This is a genomic window from Chondrinema litorale, from assembly GCF_026250525.1.
In the GTDB taxonomy this organism is placed as follows: Bacteria; Bacteroidota; Bacteroidia; order Cytophagales; family Flammeovirgaceae; genus Chondrinema; species Chondrinema litorale.
Genome location: NZ_CP111051.1, coordinates 96,019 through 108,037 on the forward strand (window position 1 = coordinate 96,019; position 12,019 = coordinate 108,037).

The window sequence follows — 12,019 nt, forward strand, 5'->3', positions numbered from 1 at the left end:
AAGAAATCAACTTTATTTAAATATTCCCACCTCAACCTTTTTTAAGATGTTGATTAAAATAAACAAAGTGATATTCGATTGATGTTGTCCAGTAGGCTGCATTGTGCTCTCCTGGTTGAATGGAAAATTTGATGGGTAGTTTTTTAACTAAAGCCAATTCTTTTATCTGTAGAGTATTGTCGAGTAGTGGGTCTTGCAAGCCACAATCTAGTAAAAATCCTTTTTTAAAATGAGCATTTTGTTTGAGTAAAGTAGATATGCTGTATTGTTGCCAATCTGTTTGCTGAGGATCTCCTAAAATTCTTTTTAGATCATTGTTCATTCTTTCGGAGTCAAAAAACTGCAAACTAATATTTTTAAAGTTTTCATAGTCGAATTCAAGTGCGCCACTTGTAGAAGCTGCTGTATTAAAATAATCTGGATGTTTTATAAAGAGACTCAAAGCGCCATATCCGCCCATGCTTAAACCTGTAATAAATATATTTTGATGATCTACATGGTAATTATTTTCGACTTCAGGAATAAGCTCATTAAAGAAAAAACTTTCGTATTGGGAATCTGCTAACTCAGGGCTATCTAAATAATAACTCACATAAGCTTCTGGGCAAATAAGAATCATTTGGTATTGATTAGCCAACTTGTTTAGATCGCTAATCTCACTCCATTGCTTATAATTTTCGCTATAGCCGTGCAGCATAAATACTAGCGGATATTTTTTTGAAGGTTCATAATTGTTTGGTGTATGTATGAGAACGGGAGTTTTCTTTTTAAGGAAACTAGACTCAATGTAAATTGTGTTTTGTGCGTAAAGTGTCTGATTGAAAGCCATGAAAAATAAGATTATTATTAGGTTTTGCATATTTTTCTATTTTTGCCAAAGGTCTTATCAGGGCTTAATACAAACAATAACTAACAAAATTGTTAGTATGTAACTAGTTGATTATGAGGAAAGAACAATCGAGTAATTTTATAAATGAACAGTTTTTATTTCAGGTATGTGAGCTTAACTCTGCGGTAAGTGTAATTAGCGGACGTTGGAAATCTCAAATTGTTTACTCCATTTCACAAGGCAATAACCGTTTTCATTTGTTGCTTCAAGAACTCCCTAATATTTCAGAAACGGTGTTGGCTAGGCAGTTGAAAGAACTGGAAACTCATGCCATTTTAGTAAAACAAGAAATTCCAGATTCGGTGCCTGTTGGAGTTAATTATGTGTTGACCAATAAGGGCAAAGATTTAGTTCCTATTCTTGAAAGCTTATGCGATTGGGGAAAAACATATGCAGAAGGAAAGGAGATTTCTATTTAATAATTTCAATTGAAAGATTTCCTAAATTCTATTGGAGACAGATCAGTTTTGGTTTTAAATAACCTACTGAAAGATTGTGAGTATTCGAATCCCAATTGATAGGCGATTTCAGAAATACTTAAATTAGTGGTAGATAATAGTTCTTTTGCCTTTTCTATCAATTTATCGTGAATAAACTGCTGAGCATTTCGGCCTATAAGTGTGCGTAACATATCGCTAAGATAACTTGGTGAAAGATTTACAATATTAGCAAGAGCTTGAACAGTTGGGATGCCATTCGTTAATGCTTGTTCATCTATTAAATAAGCATCAAGGTAGGTTTCTAGCTTTTGTAAAATATCACTATTTACTGCTTTTCTAGTGATGAACTGTCTCTTGTAAAAGCGATTACTATAGTTAAGTAGTAACTCAATTTGAGAAATAATGATGTCTTGGCTAAAGTCATCAATCGGCAGTTTCAATTCATCTTCAATCACAGTTAAAATTGAGATAATAGTCTTCTTTTCATTTTCTGATAGATGCAAAGTCTCATTTACATCATAAGAGAAAAAACCATATTGCTTTATCTTGTTGGCTAATGGTGTGTTCAATAACAAGTCGGGATGAAAAAGCAGAGTATATCCAGAATGATTACTTTGATGAGTATGAGTTTCTAATACTTGATGAGGTGCTATGAAAATCATTCCGCCTTCTTCAAAATCATAATATCTTTGGCCATACTTTAACTGACCACTCACATTTTTTAAAAATGAAATTTTATAGAAGCTTTTGATATGAGGACTGGGTAATTTGCTCATATCAATACTGCGATTCATATTATTAGATACAGTAATTAAAGGATGTTGGGGTTTAGGTACACCCAACATCCTACATAATTCTGATAGTGAGTCAAATCTATGAGGAATTTTGTTTTCTTTACTCATGGTACTGGTTAAAACATTTTACCAAGGACATTCAGTTTCTGGATACATTTCTTCACAAAAATACTTTCCAGTTGGTCCATCTTTATCGATAGTAGCATATTTAATCACTCGAGCACCTGCATCTTCTACAGTACCTGTTCCATGATGGTTGTTAAAATCTGTTTTAGTGAACCCTGGGCAAACTGCATTTACTTTAAAAGGAGTGTCGCGTAACTCATATGCTAAATTAACTGTGTACATATTGAGTGCCGATTTTGAAGATTGGTACACCGCTCCTTTATGATTATAATATTTGTCTGCTGGGTTGCTAGCCATCGTCATAGAACCTTGGCCAGAAGTAACATTAACAATTCTTGGCTCAGTTGATCTTTTTAATAAATCGATAAAAGCCTGTGTTACTCTTACCACACCAAATACATTGGTTTCGTATACATTTTGGAATGTGTCTACACTCACAGTTAAAGCAGTTTGTGGTAAACCACCACTAATGCCAGCATTGTTAATTAATACATCCAAAACTTCAGTTTTACTCCCCAATTCTGTTCTTGCATTTTTTACAGATTCAGCATCTCTCACGTCAATTTCTATTACTTCAACATTGTTTAAGCCTTCAGATTTAAGTTTTTCAATTGCAGCTAAACCTTTTTCCTTACTTCTACTTCCAAGGTATACGTAGTAACCTTTTTGTAATAATTGTCTAGCAGTTTCGAAACCAATACTTTTATTTGCTCCTGTTATTAATGCCTTTTTCATATTGCGCTTTTAATTTTAAGTACAATACAAAAGTCTCGAAAGATTATTTTCTATTTGTAACCATACTGAGGATACTTGTATCTGAAATGAGTATTTAAAGATTTTCACTAGTTTTTTTGACACTTAATAAAATAGAAAGGAAAGTTTTCCTCTACTTCGGTTACTTCAAATAATCCGACATTTTTAAATTCAGATTTAATAGATTCTTGATCGTAAAAAAACATTTTAACACCATCAAATATTTCGTATTGGTCTTTACTAATCAACTGCCCTTTACCATAAGTGGGAGCTTTTTTAGAAATGGCTATAAAAATCATATATCCATTTTCTGCTAATTGATTGTAGCAGTCTGCGATTAATTTCTCTCTATCTACTTGATCTAACAAGTGGATTAATGAGTAGCAAAAAATTCCCTCGTATTGTTTATTATCAAATGGCATTTCTGTTACAGAACCATAATGAATTGTCATTTCAGTTCCGTAGTGTTTTCTGGCCATTTCAATAGCTGTTTTAGATATTTCTATGCCTGTTATGTCTATTCCAGCTTCTCTAAAAACTTGGGCATTTCTACCATAACCAAATCCAGGAACCAGTATATTTTTCACCGATTTTTCAACAAAGAAATCTCTAGCGATTACGGTTGATTTTGCAGGCTCAAATCCCCATATTTCTTTTTTCTCTACAAAGTTTGCTTCCCAAAATTCAGTTTTTTCGTTTTCCATAATTTACTGTCAGACTGTTGTTGTTTAAAAATTTCAAATCTTTCTAATCGAAAAGAATCAAAACAACCAAGTAGTATATGCAATTCCCAGTTTGAGGTTTTTATTTATAAAAAAATTTACCTGTAAGGCTATTATGAATACAAGTAGATTTTAAGTATGATTTAAGTTGTTGGAATTAATAATTCAATCCTGAATCCTTTTTAAGTTAAGATCTAAGCTTAAACCATAAGCTCCTTTTTTATCAACTTGAGTGATTCTATAAATCGAAGAGTATATCTGAGATGCATTATCGTAAAAGCAAAACTCATTGTTATTCAATTTCGATTCATCGCTTGAAATAGTAGCTAGTTTTTCAAATTGCTTCCCATTATTAGATTTTTCGATGATGAAATAATCTATATTATCCACAGATAAAACACTCCAAGTTAATTTAATGCGATCACCATCTCTTAAATATTCAGCAGATACTTTGGTGAACTCAGTAAAAGGCTCAGATAAGTTTTTACTATTTGTTGATATTCTAATCTGATCAATTTTTGAATTCCGGCCAACAGGAATAAAAGATGTTACAACCAATATTAATGGAATAATTAAAAGTGCGCTGTTTTGAGTTTTAATGTTCTTCATAGATGTATTGATAGCTTATAACTCAATCAATACAGAATTGAAACTAAACAAGATGAAAATATAATAATTCTAATAAGAATCACATTAAAATATTGATTATCAATCAGTTATTATCATATTTATTAATACTTCAATTTTAGGAGAATCTTATAGATATTCCCAAATATAGAATACTCTTTATTTGGGAATACTAAATAGCTATTTAACAAAGCCTTATTCGCAAATAGCAGTGTCATCTTTTATAAAATCAGTTAAAGACATTGTACAAATCTCATTTGGGATACTAGTGATTACATTGCCCTTTATAGAAAAATAAACCAATTGCTTGAGTTTACTAATTTCTTGAGGAACTGCTTCAAGCAGATTATTATCAATCAATAAATGTGTGAGAGTAGCAATATCACCGATTTTAGTTGATAAACTTTCTAATTCATTATCACTCAAATTAAGTAATTGAAGTTTAGCTAGTTGGAATAAGCCATCAGGTAAAGTGCCTTGTAAAGCATTTTGATTTAGGTATAGCTTTTCTAAGTTAGATAAATTACCAATTTCGTTTGGCAATGCACTCAGCTCATTGCTTACCAAATCTAATATTTTGAGGTTGCTGAGCATACCGATCTCACTTGGTAATGCAGCAATTTTATTATCTGTTAAGTCTAATGTATTGAGGTTAGCAAGACCTGAAATGCTGGCCGAAATATCTTCAATCAAATTATTTGAAAGATCAATTTCTTTTAGGTTGTTCAGGTTACTTATTGCTTCAGGAAAAGTAGAAAACTGATTATTATTTAACTGTAAAGTGTTGAGGCTAGATAAGTTTGCCATCGTACTTGGTAAAGTACCTAAGTTATTTTGGTTCAGTTTCAATTGAAGCAACTTAGCTAAATTGCCTATGCTTTCTGGAAGGCTTGCTATATTATTATCATAAGCATTTATGAGCCACAGATTTTGAAGACTTCCAATCTCATCTGGCAGTGTTTCTAATTCATTAGAGTAAATGTAAATTCTTTGTAAGCTTGCTAAATCTGTAATTCCTGTTGGTAAATTTTTCAATTTATTTCCACCTAGATTTAGTACTTCAAGTTTATCTAATTGACCTATTTCACTTGGTATTTCAGTCAAATTATTTACATCCAGTGTCAACTCGGTGAGTTTAGAAAGCTGACCAATTTCTTCTGGAATCGAATTTAGGTAGTTTGAACCCAATGATAAATCTATTAGATTTTCAAGATCACCTATTTCTGCAGGTAATTCAGTAAGATCATTACCAAATAAACTAAGCTCTTCTAAGTTGATGAGCGAACCAATCTCTTTAGGTACAGCAGTAAGTTGATTATTGATTAAGTACAAATACTTTAAGTTAGAAAGGTATTTTATCTCAATTGGCAAAACGGAAATATCATCGTTTACCAGACTCAATTTTGTTACCTTGTCATCTTCCACAGTTACTCCAACCCAAGTTGAAATATCGGTACTGGTTGTATCCCAAGTTAATTTACTATTTGGATTAGCCCGATAAATAGCAATAAGCGCATCACGTTCAGTAGGTATTTTATCTTGTGAAATAATTACCTGATATTTTGATGTAGAGCTATCTTCAGCAGTTACGGTATATTCTACTGTAGAACTAAAATCTTGAGACTCTTTACTAGCTGGATTTACAGTTGCTAGATCAGAAATAATGATAGTAGGAATCAGTTTTGTTAAGTCTGTTTCTGCAGGAACGGTGGCAGTAATAGTTTTTTCTTGTTCATCAATAGTAGCAACAATACTATCAGACAAAGAACTATTATCATCAGCATAAAATTTAAAAGAGATGATCGATTTACTATCCGCTTTTTCTATACTGATGGTTGTCGTATAGTTTGTAGTACTTCCATCTTCAGCAGTTACAACATATATAATGGAATTACTAAAATCCTGTGTATCTGAATCGTTTGGTGAAACTGATGCCTTTTCAGATATTTCTATAGTTGGAGTTAATGTTGTTAAGTCTGTGCCTGTGGGCAATTCAGCCGAAATTGTTTTGCTATCTTCATCGATATAAGCGACGATATCTTCTTTCAGATTCTGATTATTCGAACTCAAAAACTTAAAGGTTAAGAGCTTTTTTTCAGAGGATTTGCTTACTGGTTCAGGGTCATCTTCATCACATGCAAAGGTAATTGTAAAAATTAGTGCGACTAATACTAGGAACTTGATATTAATTTTCATTGAAAATAAAGTTTAGTTAAATGTGCTGTATTTGCCGCAAAAATGAAATAATACTTTATAAAGCCATATTTTTTTCTTTAATATTTTGTTAAAAAAGTTTATCAATAGATGTATATACAGATATTTATTTTGTTTAATTAGATAAATTCAGAATAAATATTAAGATCAATTCTTTCAGTCAGATACTTAAATTTTCATCGATATGCATAGTAGAATTTGCATTAAATAAAGGCGAACTTTTTTATCAAAACTATTTGTATTTCAGTGAGATAGATAAATGCAGTTGTAAAAGCTAATCCAGCTTTGGTAGCTATAATTTGAGATAATGAAATGAGCAAAGTAAATGGGAGAGAGTAGTACTACTTTAAATGTGTTTACGATGTTATGAAACCTCAGTCATTGATAAAAATCAAAAAATATTTTTCTAATGTATCATAAGTTACAAAAAAGATTATTCTGCTGAGCTTACTTTATAGAAAAACAGAAGGAGGGGAGATATTAGATTATTCCATAATTGAAATTTGGTGTAATAAATAGAGTAGTGGTTGGAAAAATTGGCAAAGCAAACATCAATGTACTCTCAAAATTGTACTTGATAAAATGACATTAGAAATAAAAAGATTGAATCAATGAAACGCAATAGAATCATTATAATCGGAGGACTTTCAGCTGGTCCTTCTGCGGCTGCCAAAGCCAGACGAACCGACGAGCATGCCGAGATTATGTTATTTGAGAAGACCGAACACATCAGCTATGCTACTTGTGGAATTCCTTATGCCATGTCTGGCAAAATAAAATCTCGTGATAAACTGATGGTGGTGCAGCCAGAGCTATTAAAACAAAGATTTGGTGTAGACCTTCATTTAAATGAACCTGTAATTGATGTTGATCCGAATGCTCAAATAGTTTACACACACAAAGATTCTTACACATATGATAAGCTAGTAATAGCCACTGGCGGAAGCGCTTTTTTGCCACCAATTGAAAATATAGAACAGTTTTATAACTGGGCTTTTGCCAAAACAATAGAAGATTTCGATAAAATAATGAAGAAAGGTGTGATCGATAATTCTGAGCACATCACCATTGTTGGCGCAGGATTGATTGGTCTCGAAACAGCAGAAAACCTCATTCATGCAGGTAAAAAAGTAACAGTGGTAGAATTGAGTAAACAGGTGTTGGCAAACTGGGATAAAAAATTTGCTCAAATGGCTGCTAACGAGCTTATCCAAAATGAAATTGATCTTAAACTTGGTACTTCTGTAACAGGTGTTGATCCAGAAACACAAGAAATAATTTTAAGTAATGGTGAGCGCTTCTTTTCAGATTTTATGCTAATTAGTATTAGTGTAAAGCCAAATACAGAGATGTTTGTAGCAAAAGGAGCAGCGCATTTGCCAAATGGCGCGCTTATAGTAAATGAGCGAATGGAAACATCTCTGCCCAATATTTATGCAGCAGGAGATTGCTCTTCTATTCCAAATAGACTTACAAAAGATTCGAGTTGGTTTCCGATGGGTACACATTCAAATAAGGCTGGCCGAGTAGCTGGAGCAAATGCAGCAGGAGGAAACGAAACTTTTGAAGGTGGCTATGGCACAGCTATTATGAAACTATTCAACTTTACCATTGCTAGAACTGGTTTAGGACCTAAAGAACTTAGCAGAAAAGGTATTTCTTACGAATCTTCAATGTTGGTGGGTGGAACCACTCCGGGCTTTTATCCTAACCCGAAAGATATTTTTCTAGAAATTTATTATGAGCCTGATAGTGGCAAATTGCTAGGTGCAGAAATGATTGGGGAATTTGGTGTAGATAAACGAGTAGATGTACTTTCTACTGCCATTTATGCAAACCTCACTATACACGATTTACCAAGATTAGATTTAGCTTATGCGCCACCTTATTCACCGGCCAAAGATCCTGTAGTTGTAATTGGATATGTAGCTGAGAATGCTTTAAAAGGAAAATTTAGAGAAGTAAATGTGACCAGAGCTGAAAAGATTATTGAAGAATTGGAAGATCTAACAGTTTTAGATGTGAGAAATCCGGGAGAGGTGCATAACAATGGCTTAATAGCTGGTGCTAAAAATATTCCACTAGATGAGTTGAGGAATAGATTGGATGAGCTGGATACTGAAAAGCCTATTTTGGTTTATTGCGCTAAAGGTTTACGAGGTTACATTTCTTCCATGATTTTGGCGCAGCATGGTTTCCAAAATATCTATAACCTAGCAGGAGGATTTACAGCTTGGAAAAACATGCACTTAGAAGTTGAAGCCTAATTCAAGCAAATTTTTTGTGGAAAAATAAAATACGCTTTTTGATAACTTGAATAGTCTAGTGAGTTTTACTTGCTAGACTATTTTTTTACAGCTTCGTCTCTATAAACTAAATTCTTTGATAAATAGTCGGGCTTAATTGCTTAAGAGGTAATTGCATTCCCATAGTCGATTCTGAATGTCCTAAAAAGAAATAGCCTCCAATCTTTATCTTTTTACAAATTTTTTTAATTACTTTTTCTTGTGTGTTTCTATCAAAATAGATTAAAACATTTCTGCAAAAAGCAAGATCAAACGTTTCAGCAATCGGATATTCATTATCCATAAAATTAATACGTTGATACATTACCTTTTTGCTAATTTCTGGTTTTACCCTTACAACACCTTTATATTCACCCTTACCTTTTAAAAAATATCGTTTCTTAATCTCAATCGACAGATCTTCTATCTTAGACTCATGGTAAATTGCATTTTTTGCCTGTTTTAAAATAGTAGTAGAAAGATCGGAGCCAAGAATTTGATAATCTATAAATTCATTATTCTTTCTAAACTCATTAATGGCAATCGCTATAGAATAGGGTTCTTCTCCACTAGAACAACCTGCACTCCATATCTTCATGTGTTTTTTATTGTTATCTACCATCTCTGGTAAAATGTGCTTTTGCAAATATTCAAAATGCCCGATTTCTCTAAAGAAACTAGTTTTATTCGTACAAACTCTATCAATCAGCTTAATTACCTCGGTACTCTTTTGATTAGAAGAAAAAACGATATTACAATATTCTTCAAATGAGCTAATATTCAATTCTTTTACTCTTCTCTGTAATCTACTTTCTAATAAAGTTTTTTTTGTATGAGGCATTTTTATGCCACTGTAAGTATTTATAAACTCACTTAGTTTTTGAAAATCGGTATGACTTAATCGAAACATAGTAATATAAGTTAGCAGAGATATAATCGAGATGTAATTATTTTATAAACCCTTCACTTAGCACATAGCTAAATGAAGGGTAATAATTGGTTAGGATAGAATTCTATTAAAATTCACCAAAGTTGTCGAAAGATGGAGATTCATCTCCTAAGTCTAAATCTACACCTTTACTCGTGCTAGGTTCATGCACTATTTTAGTAGCATTTGAACGATTCTTGGAATTATGTCTTTTTACTAAACTAGAGCTATTACTTTTAGAACTAAAGTTGTTATCTAATTTGAAGTAACCAACTGCTTTCTTCAATTCGTCTGCTTGGCTCGAAAGCTCTTCTGAACTAGAAGCTATTTCTTCTGAGTTAGCCGCGTTTTTCTGAATAACCTGAGATAATTGCTGTATCGCTTTATTCACTTGTTCAGCTCCTGAGCTTTGTTCGGTACTTGCTGCCGAGATTTCTTGTACTAGCTCAGCAGTTTTCTGAATATCTGGAACTACCAACTGTAATTTTTTACCAGACTCTCTTGCTTTTATAACACTTGCAGAAGAAAGTTCGCCAATTTCATTTGCAGCTTTTTGGCTTCTTTCAGCTAGTTTTCTCACTTCAGCTGCTACTACTGCGAAACCTTTTCCATATTCACCAGCTCTTGCAGCTTCTACAGCGGCATTTAATGCTAGTAGGTCGGTTTTCTCAGCAATTTCTCTGATAATGGTAATTTTTTCAGCAATTGTTTCTATAGAAAGAACTGTTTCATTTACCACTTCGCTACTATCTTTAATATCTACATCAGCTTTTCTAGCGATTTTCTCAGTTTGGCGTGCATTGTCGGTATTTTGATCGATATTGGCAGCCATTTGCTCCATAGAAGATGAAACCTCTTCTGATGAAGTAGCTTGCTCTTGAGCACCTTGAGATAATTGTTGAGCACCATCACTCATTTGTTGGCTAGCAGCAGCGATATTATCTGCACCATTCATAATTGAGCTAACAACAGACCTCAATCTTTCAATCATTTCTTTTAGTGCTTCATCTAAATCACCTTTTATGTGTTTCTCATATTCAGAAACAGTTAAATCACCAGCAGCAACTCTTTTTGCAAGCTCTGCACTGTTTTTTAGGCGATCTACCATGTATTTAAGTTGCTGTTGCAAATCTCCAATTTCATCATCATTAGTAATATTGATATTTGTAGAGAAATTTCCTTCAGCCACTTCTTGAGCCACTTTTTTGGCTTCGTCTAATGCTTGAATAATACCTCTTACAATCCAGAAAGCAATAAGTGTAGAAAGTAAAATTGATAATACGATGGTTATTATCATATAAATATTAGAAGCAGTATAGCTTTCTTTACTTTCGATTTTATCGTTTATTAATTGATTCTGGCATTTAATAGTAAGTTGTTGCATTAATGCCAAAGACTCTTGGTGTAACTCATTACCAGTAGTATTTGAAAGTATAAATGCTTTCTCATTAGTGTTTAGTAATGATAAGCTAATAATTTCTTTATTTACTTCTGTATACTTATTAAAAGCAACCTCAAACTTTTCGAAAATTCTTGCTGATCTGCCAGAAAGTTGACTATTTAATTCATCTGCATATCTTTCTGCTAACTGTCTATTTTCTGTCATTACATTATTGTAATAAGACATCTTTTCGTCGGTAGTAGCAAAAATTATATTTTTTTCTGCACGTACAATTTTACTTAGAGCTTCTAATAAATTAGACGTAATAAATTGAGCAGAAGAATTAGACTTGGTTTCTTCTTTAATCTGGTTTAGTAAGAAGATAGATTCATCGTAATACTCACCTGCTTGTTCCATTGAAATTTTAGCAGCTTGTGGATTTGAGTTTTGAAGTGCTAAAGCAACAATGTTATTACTAATTACTAAGTATTCTTCCCACTTTTTCTTGAATTCGTTTAGAATTGCTTTTTCTTCTGAATCTAAAAGTTCGTCAAGATTATTAATTCGTTCACTTAATTCATTTTTCTTTCTATCAATGCCTTGAACGATATCTTTCATTTGTTGATCATCAGTAGAGATAATCACGTTTTTTAAATCTCTAGACAGATATATTATATCTTGATTAATTTCTCCGGTTAATAAGATTTTTGCGGCTGTATTATTAGATATATAGCTAATTCTATCATTCATTCCTGACAATGATATAGTAGCTAACACAAATACGATAATGATAAAACCAATTAATAATGCGAAAGCAAAAATTAGTTTATTTTTGATGGTGAGCTTCATTCTTTTAATTA

The 12,019-nt window shown here is 32.5% G+C and carries 10 protein-coding genes; 2 read left to right on the top strand and 8 right to left on the bottom strand.

Annotation, left to right across the window (positions count from 1 at the left end):
• Positions 1-31 precede the first annotated feature (31 nt).
• A complete protein-coding gene (locus OQ292_RS30740) occupies positions 32-829 on the bottom strand; it encodes an alpha/beta hydrolase (RefSeq protein WP_284688118.1) in 798 nt (265 codons plus the stop codon).
• A 113-nt stretch (positions 830-942) separates the two neighbouring features.
• Here OQ292_RS30740 and OQ292_RS30745 point away from each other — a divergent pair, with 113 nt between their 5' ends.
• Positions 943-1,308, top strand: a complete 366-nt coding sequence (locus OQ292_RS30745) for a winged helix-turn-helix transcriptional regulator (RefSeq protein ID WP_284688119.1) — start codon at positions 943-945, stop codon at positions 1,306-1,308.
• A gap of 5 nt (positions 1,309-1,313) precedes the next feature.
• Here the strand turns inward: OQ292_RS30745 and OQ292_RS30750 are convergent, their stop codons facing one another.
• The 5 genes from OQ292_RS30750 to OQ292_RS30770 form a co-directional block, all read right to left on the bottom strand.
• A complete protein-coding gene (locus OQ292_RS30750; RefSeq protein WP_284688120.1) occupies positions 1,314-2,231 on the bottom strand; it encodes a helix-turn-helix domain-containing protein in 918 nt (305 codons plus the stop codon).
• A gap of 18 nt (positions 2,232-2,249) precedes the next feature.
• Entirely contained in the window at positions 2,250-2,984 is a 735-nt protein-coding gene (locus OQ292_RS30755; protein ID WP_284688121.1) for an SDR family oxidoreductase, read from the bottom strand.
• A 107-nt stretch (positions 2,985-3,091) separates the two neighbouring features.
• Entirely contained in the window at positions 3,092-3,706 is a 615-nt protein-coding gene (locus OQ292_RS30760) for a class I SAM-dependent methyltransferase (RefSeq protein WP_284688122.1), read from the bottom strand.
• A 183-nt stretch (positions 3,707-3,889) separates the two neighbouring features.
• Complete coding sequence (locus OQ292_RS30765) at positions 3,890-4,333, bottom strand: hypothetical protein (RefSeq protein WP_284688123.1); 444 nt, start codon at positions 4,331-4,333, stop codon at positions 3,890-3,892.
• 213 nt (positions 4,334-4,546) lie between these two features.
• The gene (locus tag OQ292_RS30770) at positions 4,547-6,547 is read right to left on the bottom strand and encodes a leucine-rich repeat domain-containing protein (protein ID WP_284688124.1); all 2,001 of its coding nucleotides are present in this window, start codon (positions 6,545-6,547) and stop codon (positions 4,547-4,549) included.
• Positions 6,548-7,176: 629 nt separating this feature from the next.
• On the opposite strand from OQ292_RS30770, the gene OQ292_RS30775 reads away from it, so the two are divergent.
• Positions 7,177-8,832, top strand: coding sequence for an FAD-dependent oxidoreductase (locus OQ292_RS30775; protein ID WP_284688125.1), 1,656 nt, complete (start codon positions 7,177-7,179; stop codon positions 8,830-8,832).
• 106 nt (positions 8,833-8,938) lie between these two features.
• On the opposite strand, the gene OQ292_RS30780 is transcribed toward OQ292_RS30775, so the two are convergent.
• Together OQ292_RS30780 and OQ292_RS30785 are read right to left on the bottom strand one after the other, a co-directional pair.
• On the bottom strand, positions 8,939-9,760 hold the full coding sequence (locus OQ292_RS30780; RefSeq protein ID WP_284688126.1) for a CheR family methyltransferase: 822 nt from the start codon (positions 9,758-9,760) through the stop codon (positions 8,939-8,941).
• Between the two features lie 106 nt (positions 9,761-9,866).
• Positions 9,867-12,008, bottom strand: a complete 2,142-nt coding sequence (locus OQ292_RS30785; RefSeq protein WP_284688127.1) for a HAMP domain-containing methyl-accepting chemotaxis protein — start codon at positions 12,006-12,008, stop codon at positions 9,867-9,869.
• Between the last annotated feature and the right edge of the window lie 11 nt (positions 12,009-12,019).

Bases quoted from the DNA above. Each gene is read 5' to 3' on its own strand.
- OQ292_RS30775 (WP_284688125.1), top strand. From the start codon at position 7,177: ATGAAACGCAATAGAATCATTATAATCGGAGGACTTTCAGCTGGTCCT.
- OQ292_RS30770 (WP_284688124.1), bottom strand. From the start codon at position 6,547: ATGAAAATTAATATCAAGTTCCTAGTATTAGTCGCACTAATTTTTACA.
- OQ292_RS30785 (WP_284688127.1), bottom strand. From the start codon at position 12,008: ATGAAGCTCACCATCAAAAATAAACTAATTTTTGCTTTCGCATTATTA.
- OQ292_RS30745 (WP_284688119.1), top strand. From the start codon at position 943: ATGAGGAAAGAACAATCGAGTAATTTTATAAATGAACAGTTTTTATTT.
- OQ292_RS30765 (WP_284688123.1), bottom strand. From the start codon at position 4,333: ATGAAGAACATTAAAACTCAAAACAGCGCACTTTTAATTATTCCATTA.
- OQ292_RS30760 (WP_284688122.1), bottom strand. From the start codon at position 3,706: ATGGAAAACGAAAAAACTGAATTTTGGGAAGCAAACTTTGTAGAGAAA.
- OQ292_RS30755 (WP_284688121.1), bottom strand. From the start codon at position 2,984: ATGAAAAAGGCATTAATAACAGGAGCAAATAAAAGTATTGGTTTCGAA.
- OQ292_RS30780 (WP_284688126.1), bottom strand. From the start codon at position 9,760: ATGTTTCGATTAAGTCATACCGATTTTCAAAAACTAAGTGAGTTTATA.
- OQ292_RS30740 (WP_284688118.1), bottom strand. From the start codon at position 829: ATGGCTTTCAATCAGACACTTTACGCACAAAACACAATTTACATTGAG.
- OQ292_RS30750 (WP_284688120.1), bottom strand. From the start codon at position 2,231: ATGAGTAAAGAAAACAAAATTCCTCATAGATTTGACTCACTATCAGAA.